Source organism: Leeuwenhoekiella aequorea, from assembly GCF_004104375.1.
Classification (GTDB): domain Bacteria; phylum Bacteroidota; class Bacteroidia; order Flavobacteriales; family Flavobacteriaceae; genus Leeuwenhoekiella; species Leeuwenhoekiella aequorea.
The window spans coordinates 712,898-737,309 of the sequence record NZ_QOVM01000002.1; the positions used below are offsets into that span (position 1 = coordinate 712,898).

Below are 24,412 nucleotides of genomic sequence, written 5' to 3' on the forward strand. Positions count from 1 at the left end.
GTATTTTTATAACTAATAATTATAAACTACGGCATTAATATTCATACCGGCACCAACAGATGCAAAAACAATACAATCTCCTGGATTGATTGTATGTCCCTCTACTTTAGCCTTTAAAATAAGATCTAATAACGTTGGAACTGTAGCTACAGATGAATTGCCCAACCAAGAAATAATCATAGGCATCACTTTTTCAGGAACTTCATCAACTTCGTAAAGTTTATATAATCTTTCAATTATAGCATCATCCATTTTACCATTTGCCTGATGTATAAGTACTTTATTTACATCACTAATGTCTTTTCCTGCCTTATCTAAGCAGGCCTTTATAGAAGTAGGAACAGTCTCTAATGCATATTGATACAATCTGCGACCATTCATTTTTAAATACAGATCGTCTTTGTTAGCATCGGTTTTATTATAAGAGCAGCCCATAGTAAGCATTTCTGCATATCTATATGTATCAGAACGTGTTTTATGAGCTAATATCCCCACTGGAGATTCACTCTCAAAAGCTTCTACAATAGTTGCACCAGCACCATCTGCGTAGATCATACTATCTCTATCATGTGCATCAATAATTCTAGAAATGGTTTCAGTACCTATTACCAGAATTTTTTTTGCATCTCCAGATTTTATAAAATAATCTGCCTGAATCATTCCCTGCAACCATCCCGGACACCCAAAAGGTAAATCATAGGCAACACACTCAGGGTTTTCAATTCTAAGCTTATATTTTACTCGTGCTGCAAGTGCAGGAACCATATCACTACGATTTGATCCATGTTTTACATCTCCAAAATTGTGTGCAACGATTATATAATCTAAAGTCTCAGCATCTATCGCTGCATCCTCAATAGCCTCTTTTGCTGAAAAATATGCAATATCAGATGCTACTAAATCATCAGATACGTATCGCCTTTCGGCAATAGTCGTGATTTCTTCAAATTTTTCAATTATATAATTATTGTCCCTAGCAACCGGATTTCCATTGGATTCATAAAATTCATGATTTAAAAAATCACTATTCTTTATGCGTCTTTCAGGTATGTAATTTCCTGTACCTGTAATCGTACTGTATATTTTCTTTGTCATAAAATCCTGCTTTTAGTCGCAGCTTTTAACTCTAGTTTACATTTAAAATTGATCGTAATTTAACATAATGGGGGTAAAATACAATCTTATTATTTAATTGAGTCCTTAGGACATTATTTAATACTATGTTCAAAACCCATCATAAAATCAAAAACTATTAATTATCAATCAGTTATAAATAAAAAATAAATACTTTCGATCAATTATTCGTGTTTGTTATGTACCAAATTTTAAAATCACACTCCCGCAATTACGCATCGTATCTGTATAATATGGATTTATAATTTTTTCTGAAGTACTAAGCCAAACCGCTCCTTCACTATTATTTGCCATTGGACAACGCTGCAAATATAATGCAGGTTTTAAATTATTAAGATTATTTACTATCGCAGCCATATTTTCATTAAGAATCACAAAATTTTCTCGTTGACTTGCAATCGTTTTTGCATTTATAATTGCATTGAGCATCTTTGTAATTTTGGTTACTTGCATCTTCGCAGAATTCGGAAGTGTTTCCAAATTAACTTTATTAAAGGAGGATTTTAAATCTGTTGCATATTCAGAAACCCGTTTAGGGTTAGATTCTACAAAGGCTTCTGTTAATTTTAAGTACCCCGATATTGTACTATTTAAAGATGCTTCATTAGCTTCAGAAAAAACAACCTTGTTGTCCTTAGACTTAAGCTGCTCATCTTCAATACCAGAATTCATCATTGATTTTTTTCCGCCTAACTGAGCGGCTGCATCAACCGTGAATGTTCCATTAACTACGATTTCTTCACCTACAGATAATCCGGAGACAATGGTATAATTTCCTCCTGCTTTTTGTCCTAATCGAACTTCTCGCATCTCAAAAACAGTTTCTTTGGGATTCGGTTTAACATAAACCAGCGATCGCTCTCCCGTCCACATCACTGCTGAAGCAGGTATACTTAATTCAGAATTGGACGTGCCTGGCGAGCTATCTACACGCGCAGATACAAACATTCCCGGTTTAAAAAGGCCTTCTTTATTATTAAGTATAACTCGTATAGTAACAGTGCGAGTCTGCGTATTGAAAATAGGATCAATAAATGATATCTCGCCTTCAAAACTGCGATTAGGATATGCATTTGTTTCTATAGAAAGTAACATCCCTTCTTTAAATTGATCGATTTGACGTTCATAAACATCAAATTCAGCCCAAATAGTAGCTAGATTACTTACCTTAAAAATAGCTTTCCCGTCCATAATATGATCTCCCTCATTTACGGCAATTTCAGTCACTACACCAGATACGTGAGAATAAATTGGGAAACGTGTTACCACTTCACCAGATTGCTCTATTTGATCAAGTAATTGACCGTGAATTTTAAGGTTATTAAATTTACTACGTACGGCATTATATAACTTAGGCTGTGTTGCTTTCATTTTTGCAGCTGTGATTAACTCTTGCTGCGCCGCTACCAATTCTGGCGAATAAATAGTTGCAATCCGTTGTCCTTTAGAGACCTCCTGCCCCAGAGAACGAATAGCTAAACTTTCTATTCTACCATTAAAATGGGCTGGTTGCGTTGCTGTGGCATTCTCATTTATTGCGATCCTGCCAGACAAATTAGTTGTATTTGTACCAGTGGTAGTTTTGCTGCCAATGATTAAAGTTTGCACTCCCGCCAATGCTATTGCATTTTTGGTCATTGTAAATTGATTTGCTTTCAATCCCGAAGATTCCGTTTCCTTTTTAACGAGATCCATTCCACATATAGGACAGTCACCAGGCTCTTCTCTAATAATTTGCGGATGCATAGAACACGTATACAGTTCTGCAGCATCACTAGCGATATGTTCATGACCAACTTCCGCAGAAATGGATTCTTGATTATCGCTATTTGTAAACAACAAGTAACCCAATCCCAAGCCTACTGCGCCAGCTATTATAATGTAAAGAATAGATTTATTCATAATTTTATTTTATTTCTTCGGAAACATTAAATTTTCTACCTCCTGATATTTAGTCTAGAGATTTATTCCGTAAGCGCAATGCATTTGCAATTACAGAGACCGAACTAAAACTCATAGCAAGTGCAGCAATCATAGGTGACAATAGAATCCCAAAAAACGGATACAGTACTCCGGCGGCGATAGGCACACCAATAGAATTATATATAAGAGCAAAAAATAAATTCTGCTTAATATTTCTCATAACAGCAACACTCAGGTTATGAGCTTTTACAATACCATGTAAATCGCCCTGCACTAGTGTTATTGCTGCACTTTCTATTGCAACATCTGTACCTGTCCCCATTGCAATACCTACATTGCTTTGCGCTAGTGCTGGGGCATCATTAATCCCGTCTCCTGCCATAGCAACGAACTTTCCTTCATTTTGCAAACGCACAATCTCATCCTGCTTATCTTCAGGCAGCATTCCTGCTTTATAATCTATTAGATTAAGGGAGTTTGCTACCGCCTTTGCTGTATTTTGATTATCGCCGGTGAGCATTATTACAGCAATATCTTTTGCCTGTAGAGCCTGTATAGCTTTTTTACTTGATTTTTTAATTTTATCAGTGATTACTACAAAACCTACCGCTTCCTTATTTACCGATAGAAAGGATACAGTTTTGCCCTGCTCTTGATGCTTTATTGATGCCGCGCGCAATTCATCTGTTATGCTTGCGCCAGCTTCTTCCATCATTTTTTCATTACCCAATGCCAACTTTTTATTCTCAAAATTACCAGTAACCCCTTTTCCGGTAACCGAATTAAAATTTTCTATTTTAGAAATTGTAACACCTTGTTCTTGAACGTAGCGTACAGTAGCTTCGGCAAGTGGGTGCTCACTTAAATTGTTAAGTGCAGAAATGTATTCTAAGAGTGCTTCTTCTGTAAAATCTCCATACGAATGAATTGCTTCAACAGATGGTTTTCCTTCGGTTAGCGTTCCTGTTTTATCAACAATGAGCACATTAATTTTATCCATTTTTTCTAGTGCTTCGGCATTTTTGATCAGCACACCGTTTTGCGCACCTTTACCTACACCTACCATTACAGACATAGGAGTGGCTAAACCTAATGCACATGGACAAGCAATAATGAGAACTGCAATCGCATTTACTAATGCATAGACATAAATCGGCTCTGGACCAAAAATTACCCAAAGAATGAAAGTGAGTATAGAAATCCCTACAACTACAGGAACAAAATATCCAGATATTTTATCAGCTAACTTCTGAATGGGTGCTTGACTGCGGCTGGCTTTATTAACCATCTCGATGATTTGAGATAACAATGTTTCTCCACCTACCTTTTCAGCTTTCATTAGAAAAGATTGTTTTCCATTTATGGTTCCGCTGCTTACCGTGTCGCCCTCATTTTTATTAACCGGAATAGGCTCTCCAGTAATCATTGATTCATCTATAGCACTCTCGCCTTCTGTAATAATACCATCAACAGGTATTCTGTCTCCCGGCTTTACACGTAAAATATCATTCTTCTCAATCTCATCTATTGATACCTGCTGCTCATTCCCGTTTACGATTTTTAATGCTTTATTAGGTGCCAACTTAAGCAATTCTTTTACCGCAGAATTGGTTTTACTATGTGCTCTGGCTTCTAAAACTTGACCCATTAAAACCAGAGTAAGAATTACAGTTGCAGCTTCATAATAAACGTGAACAGTATCTGAGGCTGTCTTAAACTGCTGCGGAAAAAAATCGGGAATAAGCATACCAAATACACTAAAAAGCCAGGCAACTCCGGCTCCAATTCCTATAAGTGTAAACATATTGAGATTCCACGTTTTTACTGATCTCCACGCGCGTTCAAAAAACATCCATGTTGCATAAAAAACCACAGGTAGTGATAAAATAAACTGAACCCAATTCCAATATTCCTGAGCCATTAACTTATACAAAGGATTGTCATTGAGCATTTCACTCATAGCGATTATAAATATGGGAAGCGTAAAACCGAGCGCAATCCAAAATTTATTTAGCATTTTTTTATACGACTTTTCTTCAGCCGAAAGATCCGGTTCAACAGGAACCAAATCCATCCCACAAATACTACAACTACCCGGCTCATCTTCGTTAATCTCTGGGTGCATAGGACAAGTGTAGGTAGTATGCGCTGTAGCTCCTGCGGTTTTTTCCTGCACTAAGTCCATACCGCAAACCGGGCAATCTCCAGGTTTGTCGTAGGTTTTATCTCCTTCACAGTGCATAGGACAATAATATACTCCCTCACCTGCCGCTGCTTTAGGATTGGTTTCTGACTTTGTTTTTTTAGAATCCTTCTTAATTTTGGGCGCTTTGCCTTGTTCGTGAATGGTATAATCCCCACCGGCTTCGGCTAATGCAGCCTGATAAACCCCAATTTTAATAGGTTTTTCGGTTTCGAGAATTGCTTGAGCATTTGACAAATCTATGTCTGCCTGAATGACGCCACTTACCTTAGATAACGTTTGTTGAACGTGGTTTTGGCAGCCTTTGCAACTCATTCCGTGTATGTGATAGGTCTTTGTCATTTTTTCCAGATATTAGAATTTAAAGGATAGTCCTCCATTTTCTGTACAGCTCTATAACTGTATTATTTAATTATAACTTTATTTAGTTATCGTCGCGGTTACAGAACCACAATTCATCATTTTATCTCCGTAGTAGGGGTTTTCAATAGTGCTTTCATTAGACAACCAGTCTGCTCCCTTACCATTTAATGCCATAGGACAATGTTGTTTATATAGGGTTCCGGCATTTATATTTTTTCTAAAGTAAGCCTGCACCGCATTTGAAAATTGTGAAAATGCTTTGCGCTGTGCGTCTAAATCTTCTGTAATAGCAATTGCCTCTGCTGCAGATTTTAGTTTTGCGTTACTCTCATCAAAAATTATAGCGAGATTTGCCGCTTGTTGTTTAGTCTTTTCTGCATCTGAAGCTATAAGAGCTACACGCACTGCATTATACGCATCCCAAACCCCTTTAGAAGCCGAATTTTTAAAAGAAAGAGCTGCTTTGTCAATTCTCATTTCTGTAGAGCTGTTGGAGGTTTCTAACTCTTTTTGTCCCGGATTACCCATAGGCTCATTAGCTACTTCATTTTCTACTGAAATAACTGGCTCCAAAGAGTCATTCTCTGTTTCATTTTTTTTATCATTACCGCATGAAGTTATTGATAATGCTATAGCAGCAATGCTTACTAATTTGATTGTATTTTTCATAGTCTGTTTTATTTTGAGGTTAAATAATTAATTATAGCAACTTGTTTATAATAACGCATTATGGCGTCCACTTGATTTCTATTAAATCGTAATTGCAACTCTTGAATATCTAAAATTTCATTAAAATCTATAGTTCCGGTTTCATAATTTTTTAGTAAAATTTCTTCAGCATTACGCGCTTGTTTTAGATTCTCTGCCTCCTTGAGAAAATCTATTCGTGCAGAATTTCTAATTCGTATCGCATCTGCGTACATCCCTTTTAATAGATTTAAACGATCACTTTTTTGAGCATTTATAACTGCTTGTTTAATTTCATTTTGCCTACTTATCGATTTATATTTTGAGGTAAATAATGGTACAGATACCGAAATCATAGGCATAATAATATCTTTTCCATTATTCTCAACCACCATATCTGTACGCTCCGATACCGGCAAATAGTCAAGTCCTATTCCTAGTTTAGGTGCAGCATCACGTTGATTGAGGAGCTCTTCCTGCAGAATACTTTCTGCCAGTTTATCATAATTAAGAATTTCATAATTGCTTGATATATCGGTTATCGTACTTTCAAAATCTTCTGCAGGCAAATACAAACTATCTGCAACTTGCACTGCAGATTCTACCTCGATATTTAGTAGTGCATTAAACTGAATTTTTGCAGCTTTCAAATCTTCATCTAACAATGCCAACTGAGCAAGTAAATCGTTTTGACGAATTTGAATTTTTAAAAAATCTACCGCTGATGCCGTTCCTACTTCAACTGCATTAAGTGCTAGCTCTTCATATTTTGAAAGTAAGTCTAAGCTTTCATTCACAATCTTTTTTGTAGTCTGTATCCTGTATAACTCGTAATATTTTTGAGCTACTTCTAATCTCAATTTTCGTTTGGCAATAACATAATTTACATATTCGGTATTTGCTAAGGCATTTTGATAATTTTCACGTGCAGCAATAGTTCCAAACCACGGGATCATCTGTTTAACAGAAAACCGAGCTCGTTGACTACCTACTCGAGTTTCTGGCGTACTTACAAAGTATGCCGCGCTAATTTCTGTATCGGAAAGTCCGCCAACTTCATTTATTTTCTCTTTTGCGATCTCGTAATTCAAATCAAATGCTTGAATAGCAGTATTGTTTTCTTCAGCTACTTCAATGTAACTCGCTAAATCTTGAGAATAAACTTTCACAGCATTTGCACTAAAAAAAATTATCGCAAACACAAATTGCCAACACCTAATAGGTTGTATAATCATTTTAATAATTTTATAAGGAGCCACCCGATTGATCTTCAATTTTAATGGCCTTTTTCAATTCATATTCTTTCTTCCAACTATACAACACAGGAACTATGAAATAAGAAGTTATATCTATTATCATACCTCCAAAAACAGGTATAGCCATCGGAATCATAATATCACTCCCGCGCCCGGAAGAAGTTAATACTGGAAATAAAGCGAGCACCGTTGTAACCGTCGTCATCAGACACGGTCTAATACGTTTGCCCGCCGCTTTTAAGGTTGCAAGGCGTATCTGCTCTTTAGTATTGGTTTTGATTTTATCAAAAGTTTGAGTGAGATAAGTTGCCATAACCACACCATCATCAGTTGCAATTCCAAAAAGTGCAATAAAACCTACCCAAACCGCCACACTCAGGTTTACCGTCTTTATATTGAAAAGATCGCGTAGATTCTCACCAAAGAAATCAAAATTTAAAAACCAATCTTGACCATATAACCAAAGCATTATAAAACCTCCGGCAAAAGCCACAGCAATGCCTGTAAAAACCATCAACGAGGTGCTAACAGATTTAAACTGAAAATAAAGAATCAAGAATATTATGAGCAGCACTAGTGGTATAACTACCGAAAGTGTTTTTTCTGCCCTTAATTGATTCTCATAAGTTCCCGTAAATCGATAGCTGATTCCTTGCGGTACAATCAATTCTCCAGAATCAATTTTTGAAGCTATTATAGCTTGTGCATCTTCAACGACGTCTACTTCAGCATAACCATCAAGTTTATCAAATAATACATAACCTATGAGAAAAGTATCTTCACTTTTTATAACCTGTGGCCCTTGCTCATATCTTATTTGAACAAGTTCGTTTAAAGGCACCGGGCTGCCACTACTTACAGGCACATAGATATTCTTTAAATCTTCAGGGTTTTCTCTTAGCTCTCTGGGATAACGCACACGCACCATATAACGTTCTCTACCCTCAACAGTTTGCGTAAGCGGCATGCCTCCTACAGCAACTTCAAGAATTTGTTGTACAGTTTGAATAGAAATCCCGTAGCGTATTAATTTTTCCCGTTCAATATCAATAAGCAAATAAGGTTTGCCTACGATGCGATCAGCAAAAACAGCTTCAGGCTTTACTCCCGGAGCTTGCTTTAAAATTTCTTCCAGCTGTAAGCCAAAAGCTTCAATTTCTTTGAGATTAGAGCCTTTAACTTTAATCCCCATAGGTGCACGCATACCCGTCTGCAACATCACCAATCTAGTTTCAATAGGTTGCAGTTTTGGCGCTGAAGTTATACCGGGTAGTTTTGAGACCCGTGCAATCTCATTCCAAATATCATCAGCAGACTGAATTTGAGGTCGCCAACTACGATAGTACTTTCCACTAGCATCGGGTATTAATTTATCTGCAGAAATTATGTTTTCTGTGAGATAATTACCCGCTCCAGAAGTATTATTTGGATTAGAAACAGAACCACCTGCTTTTAAAACAAAATCTCCATTATTGTTAACCTTATAGCGCTGTATCTTTCCATCACTATTCAGTAAATATTCTGGTTTATATTGTACGATATTTTCATACATAGATAGCGGCGCTGGATCTAAAGCAGATTCTGTACGACCCGCCTTGCCCACCACCGTCTGTACTTCTGGAATACTGGCAACAGCCATATCCAATTGCTGCAATACTCGTTTATTTTCCTCAACACCAGCGTGAGGTAACGATGAAGGCATCAGTAAAAATGTACCTTCATTTAATGAAGGCATAAATTCTTTTCCTGTATTAGAAAGTATGAAACCTCCACAAATCAATAAGGCTGTAGGTATTGCTAAGAATAGAATTCTATTTGCTAAAGCCCAACTTAAAATACGCTCATAGAAGTGTTTTAGAATCCAGAAAACTCCAAAAAATATTCCGCAGAGGAGAGTTACAAAAACAAGATTGATGACTATACTTCTATCAAAACCTAATGGTCTCCAATAGGTTGCCAGTAAAAAAGCTATTGTGATAATTGAGATAATTCCTTCCGCTTGCGGAAAACCATTAAAAGACAATCTATTTACATATCGCAAAAGCGCTATTATTCCAAATGCGACTAAGACCAGCCCCAGCCAGTTTCCATAAACTAGTGTGATTAATCCTACTACAATCAGACTTAATTTAAAAATTAGCTTTGTTGATTTTTTAAAGCTTTTTCTACGGAAAATTAAAGCAGCAAAAGGTGGAATTATAAATAAAGCAATAACTAGTGAAGCGGTGAGAGCAGCTGTTTTTGTAAATGCAAGTGGTCTAAATAATTTGCCCTCTGCACCTAGGAGTGTAAAAACAGGAATAAAACTTATAATCGTCGTTAAAACAGCAGTAACAATTGCTCCCGAAACCTCTGAGGTAGCATTATAAATTACGTTGTTAAGCGCTAATTTTTTAGCTTGCTTGCTATTGTCATCGAGATGGCGTATCATATTTTCGGTCAAAATAACGCCAACGTCAACCATTGTACCTATGGCTATAGCTATCCCCGATAAAGCCACAATATTGGCATCAACATCAAAGAGTTTCATTGCTATAAAAACCATTAAAACGGCAACAGGTAATAATCCAGAAATTAATACGGAAGCTCTTAGATTAAACAGCATTACAATGATTACGAGAATGGTAATAAGTATCTCCATTGTTAACGCTTCATCTAGCGTATGAAGGGTTTCATTTATAAGCTGTGTGCGATCATAAAAAGGTACGATTGTTAATTGCGATTTAGTGCCATCTGGTAATAATTTAGAGGGTAGGCCTCCACTAATTTCGGTGATTTTATTTTTTACATTGGTAATCACTTCCATCGGGTTTGCGCCATATCGGGCAACTACGACACCGCCTACAACCTCGGCTCCTTCTTTATCTAAAATACCTCTACGCGGAGCTGGTCCTAACGAAACGTGAGCAATATCTTTAACCCGTATAGCAGTGTAGTTTGATGCAGAAACAACGGCATTTTCTATATCTGCTACAGATTTAATGTAACCGAGACCACGCACGAGATATTCAGCCTTATTAATTTCTAAAGTTTGCGCACCTATATCTCTATTACTTTCTTTAACAGCATTAACAAGAGCACTTAAATCTAGATTGTATTGTCTAAGAAGTTCGGGATTTACGTCTATTTGATATTCCTGAACGTATCCTCCAATAGATGCAACTTCTGACACACCTCCTGCTGAGGCAAGACCGTATTTTACGTAATAATCTTGAATACTTCGTAATTCTTGCAAATCCCACCCGCCTGTGACATTTCCTTCTTCATCACGTCCTTCTAGCGTATACCAATAAATCTGACCCAATCCAGTGGCATCTGGTCCTAATGTAGGATTAACACCTTCAGGGAGTAATGTCGCTGGTAAGGAATTTAGTTTTTCTAAAATGCGACTACGACTCCAGTAAAATTCGATATCTTCTTCAAAAATGATGTAGATACTTGAAAAGCCAAACATTGAAGAACTCCGTATCGTTTTAACTCCCGGAATTCCCAACATAGCCGATGTTAACGGGTAACTAATCTGATCCTCTATATCTTGAGGCGACCTCCCGTCCCACTTTGTAAAAACTATTTGTTGATTTTCACCTATATCTGGTATAGCATCTACGGCTACAGGACTGCGCGGTATAAAGCCTATATCCCAATTAAAAGGTGCAGTTGCCACTCCCCAACCAATAAATATTGAAAGTAACAATATTGCTACAAGCTTATTTTCTATAAAAAATTTGATGCTTTTATTGAGCATATCTAATAGATAATGAATGAGAAAAGTATGTTCTAAAAATTTTAGATAACATAGAAAATTCTTTCGCAAATGCGAAAAAAACTAAGATGTGCAAAGGCACATAACTCTCAAATCAATATCAAATTATAAAAACCTGATCCCGAATATGGATATCTCGAATGAGATTAGGCGGAGAATAATCAGTATAGAATAAATTGTCTATTTGCTCTGGTGCAAGTAGTGCATAGTAGCTATAAACAAATGCTGAAACGAAAAATTGCTGATCTAAATCTAAAGTACAATGTACCGGTTTTAAGTCATCCTTTCCAGTAGCTACGATCTTTTTATCTGAACAACAACCCTTTAAACCAATTGTTGTATCACAGTCTGCAGTGACACTCTTAACGTCCATACCACAAGAATTGGTATGATTTGTAAGGGAATAGTCAACAAGCGTTTTACCACAATAATGCATATTTACAGTAAATGACATCGTAGTAAATAATACTACAATTGCCATAACACCTGCAATTATTTTATGTGAAACTTGTTTCATATTCCTGCAAAGATAAACAAAAACGGTGTTAAAAAATAAACTCGGTAAATCAAAAAACTTACCGAGTTCAAAAAATGTTTGCTTATTATATTTTGACTACCATTTTACCTTTATTCTTTCCTTCAAAAAGGTCTAAGAATGCTTGTGGAATATTGTCAAAACCTTCTACTATGGTCTCTTCATATTCAAGTTTTCCTTCAGAGAGCCATCCTGCTAATTTCTGAATTCCTTCTTGAAAATCTGATTGAAAATCTCTAAGCGTAAAACCACTCATTGAAACACTATTTTTAATTAAAGTTGTGTTTACACGAGGACCTGAAGGTGTTTCTGTCTTATTATAATCTGCAATAGCACCACAAAGAACCACGCGCGCATTACGTGCAATATTGGCCAACACTGCATCAAAGATTGTTCCGCCTACATTATCAAAAAATACATTAACACCATCTGGTGCAACCTCTGCTATAGCAGAAGTCATATCTTCTGTTGTATTGTAATTAATAGCTGCATCATAGCCAAACTTACTTTTAAGCATTTCTACTTTTTCATCGTTACCTGCAATACCTACAACTTTACAACCGTGTATTTTCCCTATTTGACCTACTATAGTTCCTACCGCACCTGCGGCACCAGAAACAACTAACGTATCTCCCTCCTTAGGCAAACCTAATTTTGTAAGACCAAAATAAGCAGTCAAACCAGTTAAGCCCAGAACACCCAAATAGGCAGATAATGGAGCTTTATCTGCATCTACTTTATTAAGACCTTCGCCATTAGAAGTTTGTTGCTCTTTCCAAGCTAACATTCCATTAACGAAATCCCCTTTTTTAAAATTCTCATTTTTAGACTCTATAACTTCTGCCACAATACCAGATGTTATAGGTTCATTAAGTTTAAACGGTTCTATATATGACTTTTGATCCATCATACGCCCACGTAGATATGGATCTACAGAAACATAACGTGCTTCAAGAAGAAGCTCTCCGTCTTTTGGCGATGGGGTATCTTCCTTAGTAAATTCAAAATCTGAATTCTGAGGAGCACCTACGGGTCTATTTTTTAATTTAATTACTTTATTCATCATTTTTTGATTTTAAATAAAGCGCAAAGTTAGAGAGGATTGTACAGACAGCTAAACCTTTAGATTGTAAGGTTTAGTTAAAGTATGGCAATAGGATTATAGAAAGTCTTAAGCTGACTTTAAACGGGCTCTTATACTGGAAGAAAGTAACAAAGGGTCAAAAGGTTTAGCAATAAAATCTGAAGCACCTAACAAATAAGTACGCGTAATTATGTTTTTTTCTGCGGCGGCAGATAAAACGATTACCGGAAGAAAAGGAAACTCTGTCTTCACCCATTTAATAACATTCATCCCTGAAGTAAAGGGTAAAACCAGATCGATAAGAATAAGATTAAACTGTATGGTCTTAACCAGCTCTATAGCAGATGTACCATCACTACAAACAATAACATCATATCCTTCTTTGCAAAGCTTAAAATTTAAAGCACTTGCCACCATAGGATTGTCTTCCACTATAAGAATACGCTCACCCATTATCTGTTCTAATTACTAGAGATGATTACTGATAATAATGGCTAATTTAGTATTATTTTTAAATAATAAGCAATTTTATCGTTCAAGCAACTGTAAATTAACTACTTGAAATCTATATTTTACTTGTAGATAATGCTTATTGGTTGACCAATTAGTCAATCGATTTAGGTAGTTATAAAAATCTCTGGTAAATCATTTTTTAGATGATTCTGAATTGTGCGGAATTCAATATCTAAAAGTTTTATCAAATTACCCACTTCTTCATTTTCTGCATGGTGAGCTAATCGATCACAAAAGTCTTTACCTCTTCTATTTTCGAGCATTTCGAACGAAGGCTTAATATTATGCGCAACATCCCCTATTTGTTTAAAATCATTTTGCTGGAGTAGAGACTGCATCTCTATGATGCGCTCGCCAACAGAATAATTAAAAATGCGAATACTCTCTACAACAAAAGATTCATCTCCTTCAGATAAGTTTCTTAGATAGGTTAATGAATAATCGCCTACCGCAGGTTCATCAGGTTCATCAGAAAAATTAATAACTGCTTTTAATTTTATCTTGTCTTCGGCACTAAATTGATTACTTAACACCCGATAAACAACTGTCTCCGAATAAATAGAATCTTGGTTTTCAGAAACAACAAACACTTGGCCGTCGTAATTAAACTGATCTTTAAAATAGTTAAGCGTTTGTAACGCACCTAAAGGCTTAACATTTTCTTCAATAATAATTAATGAGGGTAATTTATTTCTTTTAAGGTGTTGTATTGCTGCCAATCCTGTTGAAAAATAAGTCACTTTATTTTCAACCAGACTCATTAGTTTTTCAAAGCGCTCTTGCGTATTAGTATCTTCACCTATAAAAAATACTTCATTTTTATTCTTAGTTACTTGCGTCATTATTTATATAAATCTCTAAATAATTTCAAAGCTACGCTTTGTCAAAAGTTTTAAAATACACTGCTTTAAATCTTCTAAGACTACTGGTTTTGATACATAATCATCCATACCATTTGCAAGACAACGATCTCGTTCTCCTTTTATAGCTCTTGCTGTTAATGCAATTATTATTATCCGCTTGTCACTACTTTCTATTTTTCTAATAGCTTTAGTTGCTTCAAAACCGCTCATAATAGGCATTTGAATATCCATTAATATAAAATCTATGCTATTATCCTTGTAAGCGTCAACAGCTTCAGCACCATTATCTACTTCAATCAATATTGAATTAGGTAACACTTTCTTTACTATCGTACGAGTCAAAAACTTATTTACAGGATTATCCTCGGCTATAAGTATAGTAGGTGAAATATTTGTGAGGTCTACCTCTTCAACTACTTCCAGATTAACATTTGATGAGAGTTCACTCTTTTCGAAATCATCAAAAAACTCAAATAATTGATGGCGTTGTACCGGCTTAACCATTTTACTTAAGATATCGAGCCCTGCACTTTGTTCATTTAAAACCTGATCTTCCCCAGAGCTATGTAGTAATAAGATAGGTAGATTTTCTTTACCTATATTCAATTCATTTCTAATATGTCTTATAAGTTCGATACCATTTAAATATGGCATATGATAATCTATTATTGCCAAATCAAAATCTGTATCGTTTTCTAGAATATCGAGAGCTTCAATCCCATTTTGAACCATGCGTGATTCAATATTTCTGTCAAGAAGCATCTCATTAAGAATCACCCTATTATTTTCATTATCATCAACCACAAGTATTCGTTTTACGCTGGAGATTGTACTACCGTCTGTAGGTAAGGTGTTCTCATTAGAAAGTGCTACTGTGAAAGAAAATGTGGTGCCTACACCTAAAGTACTTTTAACGCTGAGCTTACTTCCCATAAGCTTGAGAAGTCTATTACTTATGGTAAGACCTAATCCCGTACCTCCATATTTTCTGGTTGTTGATGCATCTTCCTGGTTAAAAGCTTTAAAGATTTTTTGAAGATTTTGAGGGGCAATTCCTATACCAGTATCTCTAATAAAAAACTCATAATTCGTTTTCTGTGTAGACTCATTAAATTCCCGCTGTTCTATTTTAAGCTCTATTTCTCCTGCCTGCGTAAACTTTACTGCATTGCTTAAGAGATTAATAATTATTTGTCTCAATCTTAACCCGTCTGCCAGAACGTATTTATCAAGTTTGCTTGATATGTTAAGCAAAACTTCAATATCTTTCTGATGCGCTTGTTGCTTAATCATTTCTACAGAACGACCACAAAGTTCAGTAAGATTAGTGGGTTCCTCATTAATTTCAAGCTTCCCGGCTTCAATTTTTGAAAAATCCAAAATATCATTTATAAGATCAAGTAAGGTAATGGCAGATGAGTAAACAGTTTCCATATACTTACTTTGATTTTCATCTAAAGAAGTTTTCATTAATAAATCTGTAAAACCTATAACTCCATTAAGTGGCGTACGGATTTCGTGGCTCATATTTGCCAAGAATTCAGATTTAGATCTGTTTGCTGTTTCAGCTCTATTTTTTGCCTTTAAAAGTGAATTTTCCATCACTTTTAAGCTGGTTATATCTGTAGCTACTCCCAGATAACCTCTAACCTCACCCTCTTCATTTCGAATAGCTGTTATAACGAGTTGGACCATAAACTTTGATCCATCTTTTTTAACGTACGTCCATTCATTCGACTCAAGGTGGTTCTTTTTTAACTTGAACGAAAAGGTTTCATTGGTATTTACAGATTCACCATATTTTGTCTGAAGTTTTAACCTGTATTGCTCAATCTCATCTTTCAAATGAAAGATTTCAGACTTTTGTTTTCCTATTACTTCTTCCGCTTTGTAACCCAGTAAATTTTCGGCACCTTTATTAAATTTACGAATATTTCTATCCAGATCTGTTTCGATAATTATAACTTGAGTTGTAGAATCTAAAAGCGCCTTCAAATCAGAAAGACTATCTTCTAATGCAATTTTAGCCCTAATTTGTTCCGTCATGTCTACGACGTGACCTATAAGAGAAGAAACTTCGCCCTGATCATTTCGTAAACCCGATACTGTTAGGTAGCAGTTGACAATACTGCCGTTTTTATGAATGTATCTCTTTTCAACCTGATAGGTATCAAGCTCCTTATTAATAATACGAGTAAATAGATTTATATCATTTAACCTGTCATCTGGGTGTGTTAGTTGCTCAAGAGTTAGTTTTACAATTTCCTCTTTTGTATAACCCAGCATTTGTGCTAGATTATTATTTACGTTGCGCCACTTACCTCTAAGATCTACAAGCGCCATCCCATTAGGAGAGTATTCAAATACACGTTTAAAGCGTGTAGCATTCTCAAGTGATTTGCGCTCTAGTCTCTTTTTATTGGTTATATCTTCTACCTGCGTAATTATAAAATGATCATCTTTAGCATCACTTTTAACTAGTGAAGATTTTAAACTACACCAGATTGATCTCCCATCGTTATGAAAACATTCTACATCTATACTATAATTACTTATACTTCCTGCTAGTAGTTCTTTACGTTTCTCAATAGCTAAAGGTAAATATTCGGGCTTTATAACATCTTTAAATGTGTAGGTCAATACCTCGCTTTCCGGTAAATTGTCTAGTCCAAAAATCGAACGAGCAACCGGGTTGGCCATTTCTAAATTATTCTTTTGGTTAACCAAAATGATACCTAATGAAGAATTTTCATAGATATTCTGAAATCTCAACTCTGCCTTTTTATGCGACTCTTCTTGTAACTTTCTCTCATTTATATCTTGAAAAGCTCCGTAAATGCGAATACATCTACCTTCCCACATCTCAGCTTTGCCCAGGCTTCTTACCCATTTTTCAGAACCATCTGCCAATACAATAATGAATTCATCATCATAAGAGACCCCGTTCTCAACACAATTTGTAAACCGTTTTATTAAAAGATCCCTACTCCACCCTTCTTTAAAAAAGTTAATTCCTGTTTCTAAATTAGGTATATAGTCTTCAGATACGCCGTGTATAGCTTTTGTTACTTTAGTCCAACTTATGTTATTTTTTATCAAATCAACTTCCCAACCACCTACATTTGCAAGTTCATTTGTTTCTTCATAAATCTCCTTGAGCTTTTGTAAATTCTTTAAGCGCTTTGAAAATTTAGAATTGGTACTGTCTTGATCATCTTGCTTAATAAATTTTATAAAAAGATGCTTAATTTTATTTGAATCCTCAAAGATTAAATGTTCTGGCGTGCAATTTAAAAACTCTCCATTACGCGTTAGAAATGTAAATTCACATTTCTCTACCGGTTCTGGTAGTTTTTCACCACTTGCTAAATATTCTTTTAGTTTATCAATTTTTGAACGTCCTGAAATCCCAACTGAATGTCTCCACAAATCTGCTTTATCTTCCTCATTAGGAACTTGATAATCGAGCTGTGACCAGATAGATTCAGTTACAATAAAATCTTCCAGATTGGACAAATTTGAATAATAAAACCCAATATTTACTTCCTTAGTTATCCAAGAGAATATGGAAGAATTTTCATGTAAGATCGAATGGAAATCGTCTTTAAAATTTTCTGGTTTAGACATAGTCTAAAATATTAGGTAATAAGTTGGATTTTGATCTTAACATTCTTAAAAATTACGATCAATACCATCAAAAGTATGACATTTATCTCAAAAAAATGCTTTTGACCGATATCTCAAACAAATGAAAGACAATTTTTGGAATTAAACGTTAATTTTCGTGACTAATACATTAGCTGTAATTATTATTTATAATAATTATTTTAAGCAAATTCCATAAGAACCTGATTTATTTGCGATTAACTCAAAAGTGTAATCAAGTATAAGGTTTTTTTCTGGACGGTGAGAAACGTAGATTAATGCTGTATTAGATTGATTTACAATTCTTTTAATTAGCGCTATTACACGTTGTGCACCAATGTCATCAAGTGAACTAGTGGGTTCATCCAAGATTAAAAGCGGAGGCTGTTTAATCATTGCCCGAGCAATAAGTATCATTCTTTTTTGAGATTCATTGAGTGTAGAAAATTGATTATTTTTTTGAGTTAACAAGGCAAGCAACGAAAGCCATTGTTCTGCTATTTTAGACTGAAGATTGCTAGGTTTATCAATTAAACCGACACTATCAAAGAATCCAGAAAGTATCATCTCAATTACAGTGGATGACCCATCAAAATGTTCTGTGAGATTTGTCGTGAAGAGTCCTATTTTTTGCTTTATGTCCCACACACTCTCTCCGCTCCCTTTTTGTTTATCAAACAGATATAACTTCTGACCGTATCCTTTAGTATTATCCCCACTCATCATATTAATAAGTGTTGTTTTACCAGATCCATTGGGTCCTTTTAAATACCAAGTCTCACCCTTTTTGATTTCCCAATTTATAGCTCTAAGAATAGGTTTTTCCCCATAGAAAACTGATACATTCTCGAACCTAACTAATGACTCCGGAATAATATTGAAATTTGATAAAGATTGTGGAAATTCATCGTGTAACTCATAAATTACTTTCTTCGCTCTCTCTTCGGAAGATTTAATTGTATTGATTTTATAATCCGAATCAATATTCAATTCGGTAGTTATAAATTGAAGTACATCTTCTTTGCGTCTGTAGAGTTGTAGAATAGTAGTATGATTAGATAACTTGTATAGTTGAGATCTCAGCCACTTTACGTGATGTGTATCAAGTGTATCAAAGGGATTATCTATAATCAAAAAATCGGGATTTTGATTTATTAGATATTTAAAAAGCAGCATTCTTCGCTCCCCCGTAGACTTATTCAGTAAGCTATCTTGCTCGTCTGTTATAATTTTTATATCGTACTTGTATTCTTTTTCTAAGTAGTGCTTTAAAGTATAATCTGAAAAAAATAATCCAGACTTTCCCGTATCGGTCTTCAAAAAATCTAAAGTCAGTAATTCGTTTACAAAGTCAGGTGTAAGTTTTAAAGTTGATGAATCAAGTGAATAATGTTTACGAATACTCATAATAAAACTGAAGTCATCAAGAAATTAATCATCAATCGTTAATACTATCTTACCTATATGCGCACTACTGTCCATAAGTTGGTGAGCCTCACCGGCATTCTGTAATCTAAAGGTTTTATACACTATAGGTTTAATTCTTTGCTCTTCAATCAAAGGCCAGACATATTCTAAGAGATCTGAAGCAATTTCAGCTTTGACTTCATTGCTTTGAGGTTTAAGTAAACTTCCCGATAACTTAATTTGTTTGGACATAATCGTCCATAAATTAATTGTAGGAGACAGACTTTTCATACCATTAATATATTGTAGACGTCCGTTCTTAGCTAATAAGTTTAGATTTTTTTGTGTGTAATCCCCACCTACCATATCAAGAATCACATCAATTTTCTCGTCTTTGAATTCCCTTTCAAAATCGGTTTCCTTATAATTTATAACTTTTCCAAAATTGTTTTCCTTTATAAAATCTAACTTCTCCTGAGATCCCACTGTAGTAAATGTATGAATCCCTAAAGCTTGTGCAACTTGCAAACCCATCACACCAATACCGCTTGTACCACCGTGAATAAGTAAACCTTCTTCTTTTTTAATATGAGCTTGCTGAAAAATATTAAACCATACTGTAAATAGTACTTCTGGTAGGGATGCAGCTTCTACAAAATCTAGCCCTTTAGGAACAGGAAGGCAGACCCGCGCATCAATGCATAATTCTGTTGAATACCCGCCACCAGGAACCAATGCACAAATGTGATCACCCACTGTATACGCTGTAACTTCAGAACCTATTTCAGTAATTACACCGGCTACCTCTAAGCCTGGAATAGTGGCTACTTCAGCATCACCACCATACGCATCAGGATTTTCACGTGTAAGAATATCGCTTCGGTTTACACCAGCTGCTTTTACAGCGATACGCACCTGTTCTCGACCAAGCTCCTTACTTGTAAACTCTTTAATTTCTAAAACTTCTGGCCCTCCAGCTTTGGTAATAACAACTGCTTTCATAAAAAATATATTAAAGCTAAATTTAAATATTAGTCGTATTAAAGTAGGCGGTATGATGTGAAGAGTATGCTAAAGTTTGTAAATTAAAAAAGCCTTCTCTAATCGAGAAGGCTTTATATCAATATATCAAGTATAATTTAAACGTGAAGAGCACGGTCCTCGGTAGCGGCGAGCGCAGCCTCTTTAACTGCCTCTGCATAAGTAGGGTGTGCATGTGACATACGTGCAATATCCTCGGCACTGGCTCTAAATTCCATTGCGATCACCCCTTCTGCAATAAGATCTGCAACACGGGCACCTACCATATGAACGCCTAAAACCTCATCTGTCTTTTTATCTGCAAGAATTTTTACGAACCCATCGATATCACCAGAAGCTCTTGAGCGTCCTAATGCACGCATAGGAAATTGGCCAGATTTATATTCAACACCACTTTCTTTAAGTTGTTCTTCCGTTTTACCTACAGATGCAACTTCTGGCCACGTATAAACCACGCCAGGAATTAAGTTGTAATCGATATGTGGTTTTTGACCCGCAATTGTTTCAGCTACAAAAACACCTTCTTCTTCAGCTTTATGAGCAAGCATAGCACCTTTTACAACATCGCCTATTGCATATATGTTAGCTACATTTGTTTGCAAATGATCGTTAACAGCTACTCTGCCACGCTCATCTGTATGAACACCAGCCGCATCTAGATTAAGACCATCTGTATACGCTTTACGCCCTACAGAAACTAAAACGTAGTCTCCTTTAAACTCAACTTCGTTATCTTTTTTATCAGTTGCCGTTACAACAACTTCATCATCATTACGGGTTACACCATTTACTTTATGAGAAACAAAGAATTTAATCCCCTGTTTCTTCATCACTTTTGTTAACTCTTTACTTTGTGCAGCATCCATTGTAGGTATAATACGATCCATATATTCTACAACACCTACTTCAGAACCTAATCGTTTATAAACTTGACCCAGTTCAAGACCTATAACACCGCCGCCTATAACGATCATATGTTTAGGTATTTCTTTAAGTTTTAAAGCCTCGGTAGAAGTTATAACTCGCTCTTTATCTATATCGATAAATGGTAGGCTGGCTGGCTTACTACCCGTGGCAATTATAATATTCTTTGCTTCGATAGTAATATCGTCACCGTCTGCAACAGCAATATTAATATGCGTTTTATCTTTAAAACTACCTACACCTTGATAGGTATCAATATCATTCTTGCTCATTAAAAATTCAATCCCTTTTGTAGTTTGATCTACAACCGATGCTTTACGGGACATCATTTTCTCTAAATTAATTTTAACCTCTCCTGGTATTTCTATACCGTGCTCCTCAAAATGTTTTATGGCATCTTCATAATGATGTGAGGAATCTAATAAGGCTTTAGATGGGATACAACCTACATTAAGGCAAGTACCGCCCATAGTTGCATATTTCTCAATGATTGCTGTTTTAAGACCCAACTGGGCGCAGCGAATGGCAGCCACATAACCTCCGGGACCGGAACCAATAACTGCAACGTCGTATGTACTCATAATTTTGCTTTCTTTTTTAAGAGGGTTTAAAGGTACGATGTTGAAAAATGTTAACCGAATTATCTTTATGGATTATTTTCAGATAGTTTGTTCACACATTCTGAATATAATACTCAACAAGCAAACTATTCTACAGTAAATTGACTGGCTTTCATAACACCAGAATTACCATCAGGATTTGTCCCCCATGAGAATGAAAATGATTGTCCGCCTGCATTTTCATAATACCAGAAATCAAACTTATGTTTGCCTGCTGAAAGTAAAATTGCAGGAGAGCTTGTAGATTGATTGCTACTATCTACCCAATCATTCAATATTAAAACATCATCAATATAAATTCGCGCACCGTCATCTGATGATTGAGTGAATATAAAATTACCAGAATTTTTAACTAAATAAGTCCCTGTGATTTTGACTACAAACCCGTCCTCATCAGTAGATGGATTAAATACTGACGAGTAAATCAAATCTCCATTATAATCTCCAGATTTTGAGATTCTGGTATTGGTTTTAAGGTTAATTAAATCAGGTGAAGCTATACTCGCTATATCATAAGAATAATACTGAACACCTCTAGTTTCTGAAACAGCCGGTAACTGCCAACTCGCATTACCATTTGCATCTGAACTTAGGATCTTACCTATTCCCTGAGTACCGTCAACTATTTTCACCTTACCTGCTACGTGTAATTTGGTGGAATTATCTGGTGTCGATGTTCCAATCCCTACATAAGCAGCTGTATTTCCTAAAACTATTGCATCGACTCCGTTTGCAATGGCTCCTCTACCAATTGCAGTTGAGCCTACTGAGTTAGTTCTTGCGTCGGCACCTAATGCAGTAGATTGATAACCATCTGAAATTGTGTTTATACCAATCGCTATTGAATGATCTCTTCTAGCATCTGCAGATGAACCAATAGCTACTGCTGCCTGCTTTTGCCCCTTAGCTGAAGAACCTAATGCAATAGAACCACCATCAGAAGCTATTGCTGATGTACCAATTGCGACGGCACTAGTAGCAGTTGCTTTGGCTTGAAAACCTACTGCTGTTGCATTAGCAGCATTACTTGAAGCTTCTCTACCTAATTGTAGAGAGTTGTCAACTTTAAAACTACCCACTGACATATTATTTACTCTAAAATTAAGTGGTTGTGAGTTTGTCGTACCTAAAAAATCTGTTGCTGCAATAGCGTTCCCTTGTAGTGCCCAATTAGAAGAATTAGCTCCGGGAACTTGCCAACTCGCATTACCATTAGCATCTGAAGTTAGGATCTTACCTGTTCCCTGAGTACCGTCTGTAATTTTTACTGTTCCTAAAACATCCAGCTTCGCTATTGGATCAGCTACACCAATACCTACATTCCCTGCGTTATTGATAGTCATTGCTCCCGGATTTGCCGTTTGATTAACTGAGCCCGCACGGGTGGTGTTAAATACAATTTTTGTAGGTAAACTTCCCGCTGCAGGAGATCCGTCTATAAACATGCGCATACCGCCTACCTCATTGATAGTATTACCATCATGTGTTTTAAAAACTACTGATCCTATTTCTTGATTAACATTTAACAGTTTCGGCGCAGCCAAGGTTCCTCCTGTATTATAAAAAATAACATTAGGAGGATTAGTACTCGCACTTGTAAACTGCATATCGTTGTCACCATCACGTTTTATCTCGATATGTTCAATAGGTTCCATTGTGCCAATACCTACGAAGCCGTTCTCCCTTATAACCATTCGATCTACAGTTGATAAAGATCCTGACGGTGTGGTCGCAAATTTAATCTTACCAGAACTTGATGTTGACGAAGATGCACCGTCCGCTTGGAAATAAATTTCTGCGCTCGGATTAAAAGTGTAAGCCGCAGCATTTGTCATCGCTTGACCTCGCAATCCTCCAATACGTGTATCGTTAGGTAAAAGAGCAGGAGATGCTAGCGTTCCTCGAGCTCTTAATAAATCAAGATCTAGATCATCATCCAAACCATTTATAAATCTCAAAAACAAAACATCCCTAGAGTTTTCTGTTGTTATGTGTAAAGCTCCTAATGGATTACTAGTCCCTATCCCTACCTGCCCCATGGTGTATAAGTTATCAGTATTTAAAGTAGCTGGTTGTAAGGTTTCGGCTTTATACCACGGTTCGACCGTACTATTTAATGGTATCCATCCAGTTACTCCAGAGTCCCAGTAATGAAATCCTTTGGAGTATGGAGCAACATCAGCTATTAAATATATTAATTGTCCGTCAGTTGATCCATTAGCGTTGAGATTTGCAACTCGAGGTATTAAAATACCATCTTTTGCAGAAACTGCTCCTAAATGATTAGCTGCTCGTATATCTAAAGATGCCTCTGGCATAGTAGTACCTATTCCTACTTGAGTCCAACCAGAAATAAAACTTAAAAAGAAAGAGAAAGAAAGTATTTTTTTTATCATACTATTTTAAATCTATGTGTTTATTAATCCTCAATGGTTTACAACTATAAATAGT

15 protein-coding genes are annotated in these 24,412 nt (G+C 35.8%); all 15 read right to left on the reverse strand.

Features of this window, described 5'->3' with window-relative positions; all coding sequences use genetic code 11:
* Nucleotides 1-12: 12 nt before the first annotated feature.
* The 15 genes from DSM00_RS07175 to DSM00_RS07245 all read right to left on the reverse strand — a co-directional run bounded on the left by DSM00_RS07175 (nt 13) and on the right by DSM00_RS07245 (nt 24,357).
* The gene (locus tag DSM00_RS07175) at nt 13-1,095 is read right to left on the reverse strand and encodes a 3-oxoacyl-ACP synthase III family protein (protein ID WP_128757341.1); all 1,083 of its coding nucleotides are present in this window, start codon (nt 1,093-1,095) and stop codon (nt 13-15) included.
* Between the two features lie 216 nt (nt 1,096-1,311).
* On the reverse strand, nt 1,312-3,036 hold the full coding sequence (locus DSM00_RS07180; RefSeq protein WP_128757342.1) for an efflux RND transporter periplasmic adaptor subunit: 1,725 nt from the start codon (nt 3,034-3,036) through the stop codon (nt 1,312-1,314).
* Nucleotides 3,037-3,085: 49 nt separating this feature from the next.
* Nucleotides 3,086-5,602 (reverse strand): heavy metal translocating P-type ATPase, encoded by a 2,517-nt coding sequence (locus DSM00_RS07185; RefSeq protein ID WP_128757343.1) that lies wholly within the window; start codon nt 5,600-5,602, stop codon nt 3,086-3,088.
* A gap of 78 nt (nt 5,603-5,680) precedes the next feature.
* Nucleotides 5,681-6,292, reverse strand: coding sequence for a DUF3347 domain-containing protein (locus DSM00_RS07190; protein WP_128757344.1), 612 nt, complete (start codon nt 6,290-6,292; stop codon nt 5,681-5,683).
* 8 nt (nt 6,293-6,300) lie between these two features.
* Complete coding sequence (locus DSM00_RS07195) at nt 6,301-7,545, reverse strand: TolC family protein (protein ID WP_128757345.1); 1,245 nt, start codon at nt 7,543-7,545, stop codon at nt 6,301-6,303.
* Nucleotides 7,546-7,555: 10 nt separating this feature from the next.
* A complete protein-coding gene (locus tag DSM00_RS07200) occupies nt 7,556-11,311 on the reverse strand; it encodes an efflux RND transporter permease subunit (RefSeq protein WP_128757346.1) in 3,756 nt (1,251 codons plus the stop codon).
* A gap of 118 nt (nt 11,312-11,429) precedes the next feature.
* Entirely contained in the window at nt 11,430-11,846 is a 417-nt protein-coding gene (locus DSM00_RS07205; RefSeq protein ID WP_241652367.1) for an HYC_CC_PP family protein, read from the reverse strand.
* An 85-nt stretch (nt 11,847-11,931) separates the two neighbouring features.
* Nucleotides 11,932-12,927 carry an NADP-dependent oxidoreductase gene (locus DSM00_RS07210; protein WP_128757404.1) on the reverse strand — a complete coding sequence of 332 codons (996 nt, stop codon included), beginning with the start codon at nt 12,925-12,927 and terminating at the stop codon, nt 11,932-11,934.
* Nucleotides 12,928-13,035: 108 nt separating this feature from the next.
* Nucleotides 13,036-13,401 carry a response regulator transcription factor gene (locus DSM00_RS07215; RefSeq protein ID WP_128757347.1) on the reverse strand — a complete coding sequence of 122 codons (366 nt, stop codon included), beginning with the start codon at nt 13,399-13,401 and terminating at the stop codon, nt 13,036-13,038.
* A 164-nt stretch (nt 13,402-13,565) separates the two neighbouring features.
* On the reverse strand, nt 13,566-14,303 hold the full coding sequence (locus DSM00_RS07220; RefSeq protein WP_128757348.1) for an Hpt domain-containing protein: 738 nt from the start codon (nt 14,301-14,303) through the stop codon (nt 13,566-13,568).
* 15 nt (nt 14,304-14,318) lie between these two features.
* Nucleotides 14,319-17,951: a PAS domain-containing hybrid sensor histidine kinase/response regulator gene (locus DSM00_RS07225; RefSeq protein WP_128757349.1), complete on the reverse strand. Its 3,633-nt coding sequence runs from the start codon at nt 17,949-17,951 to the stop codon at nt 14,319-14,321.
* Between the two features lie 195 nt (nt 17,952-18,146).
* On the reverse strand, nt 18,147-19,376 hold the full coding sequence (locus tag DSM00_RS07230) for an ABC transporter ATP-binding protein (RefSeq protein ID WP_128757350.1): 1,230 nt from the start codon (nt 19,374-19,376) through the stop codon (nt 18,147-18,149).
* Between the two features lie 24 nt (nt 19,377-19,400).
* Nucleotides 19,401-20,378, reverse strand: coding sequence for an NAD(P)H-quinone oxidoreductase (locus DSM00_RS07235; protein ID WP_128757351.1), 978 nt, complete (start codon nt 20,376-20,378; stop codon nt 19,401-19,403).
* A gap of 137 nt (nt 20,379-20,515) precedes the next feature.
* Nucleotides 20,516-21,922, reverse strand: a complete 1,407-nt coding sequence (gene lpdA, locus DSM00_RS07240) for a dihydrolipoyl dehydrogenase (RefSeq protein ID WP_128757352.1) — start codon at nt 21,920-21,922, stop codon at nt 20,516-20,518.
* Between the two features lie 125 nt (nt 21,923-22,047).
* On the reverse strand, nt 22,048-24,357 hold the full coding sequence (locus DSM00_RS07245; RefSeq protein WP_128757353.1) for a PA14 domain-containing protein: 2,310 nt from the start codon (nt 24,355-24,357) through the stop codon (nt 22,048-22,050).
* Nucleotides 24,358-24,412 lie beyond the last annotated feature (55 nt).

Excerpts from the sequence above, each read along its gene's own strand:
- DSM00_RS07175 (WP_128757341.1), bottom strand. The coding sequence starts at position 1,095 with ATGACAAAGAAAATATACAGTACGATTACAGGTACAGGAAATTACATA.
- DSM00_RS07180 (WP_128757342.1), bottom strand. The coding sequence starts at position 3,036 with ATGAATAAATCTATTCTTTACATTATAATAGCTGGCGCAGTAGGCTTG.
- DSM00_RS07185 (WP_128757343.1), bottom strand. The coding sequence starts at position 5,602 with ATGACAAAGACCTATCACATACACGGAATGAGTTGCAAAGGCTGCCAA.
- DSM00_RS07190 (WP_128757344.1), bottom strand. The coding sequence starts at position 6,292 with ATGAAAAATACAATCAAATTAGTAAGCATTGCTGCTATAGCATTATCA.
- DSM00_RS07195 (WP_128757345.1), bottom strand. The coding sequence starts at position 7,545 with ATGATTATACAACCTATTAGGTGTTGGCAATTTGTGTTTGCGATAATT.
- DSM00_RS07200 (WP_128757346.1), bottom strand. The coding sequence starts at position 11,311 with ATGCTCAATAAAAGCATCAAATTTTTTATAGAAAATAAGCTTGTAGCA.
- DSM00_RS07205 (WP_241652367.1), bottom strand. The coding sequence starts at position 11,846 with ATGAAACAAGTTTCACATAAAATAATTGCAGGTGTTATGGCAATTGTA.
- DSM00_RS07210 (WP_128757404.1), bottom strand. The coding sequence starts at position 12,927 with ATGAATAAAGTAATTAAATTAAAAAATAGACCCGTAGGTGCTCCTCAG.
- DSM00_RS07215 (WP_128757347.1), bottom strand. The coding sequence starts at position 13,401 with ATGGGTGAGCGTATTCTTATAGTGGAAGACAATCCTATGGTGGCAAGT.
- DSM00_RS07220 (WP_128757348.1), bottom strand. The coding sequence starts at position 14,303 with ATGACGCAAGTAACTAAGAATAAAAATGAAGTATTTTTTATAGGTGAA.
- DSM00_RS07225 (WP_128757349.1), bottom strand. The coding sequence starts at position 17,951 with ATGTCTAAACCAGAAAATTTTAAAGACGATTTCCATTCGATCTTACAT.
- DSM00_RS07230 (WP_128757350.1), bottom strand. The coding sequence starts at position 19,376 with ATGAGTATTCGTAAACATTATTCACTTGATTCATCAACTTTAAAACTT.
- DSM00_RS07235 (WP_128757351.1), bottom strand. The coding sequence starts at position 20,378 with ATGAAAGCAGTTGTTATTACCAAAGCTGGAGGGCCAGAAGTTTTAGAA.
- lpdA (WP_128757352.1), bottom strand. The coding sequence starts at position 21,922 with ATGAGTACATACGACGTTGCAGTTATTGGTTCCGGTCCCGGAGGTTAT.
- DSM00_RS07245 (WP_128757353.1), bottom strand. The coding sequence starts at position 24,357 with ATGATAAAAAAAATACTTTCTTTCTCTTTCTTTTTAAGTTTTATTTCT.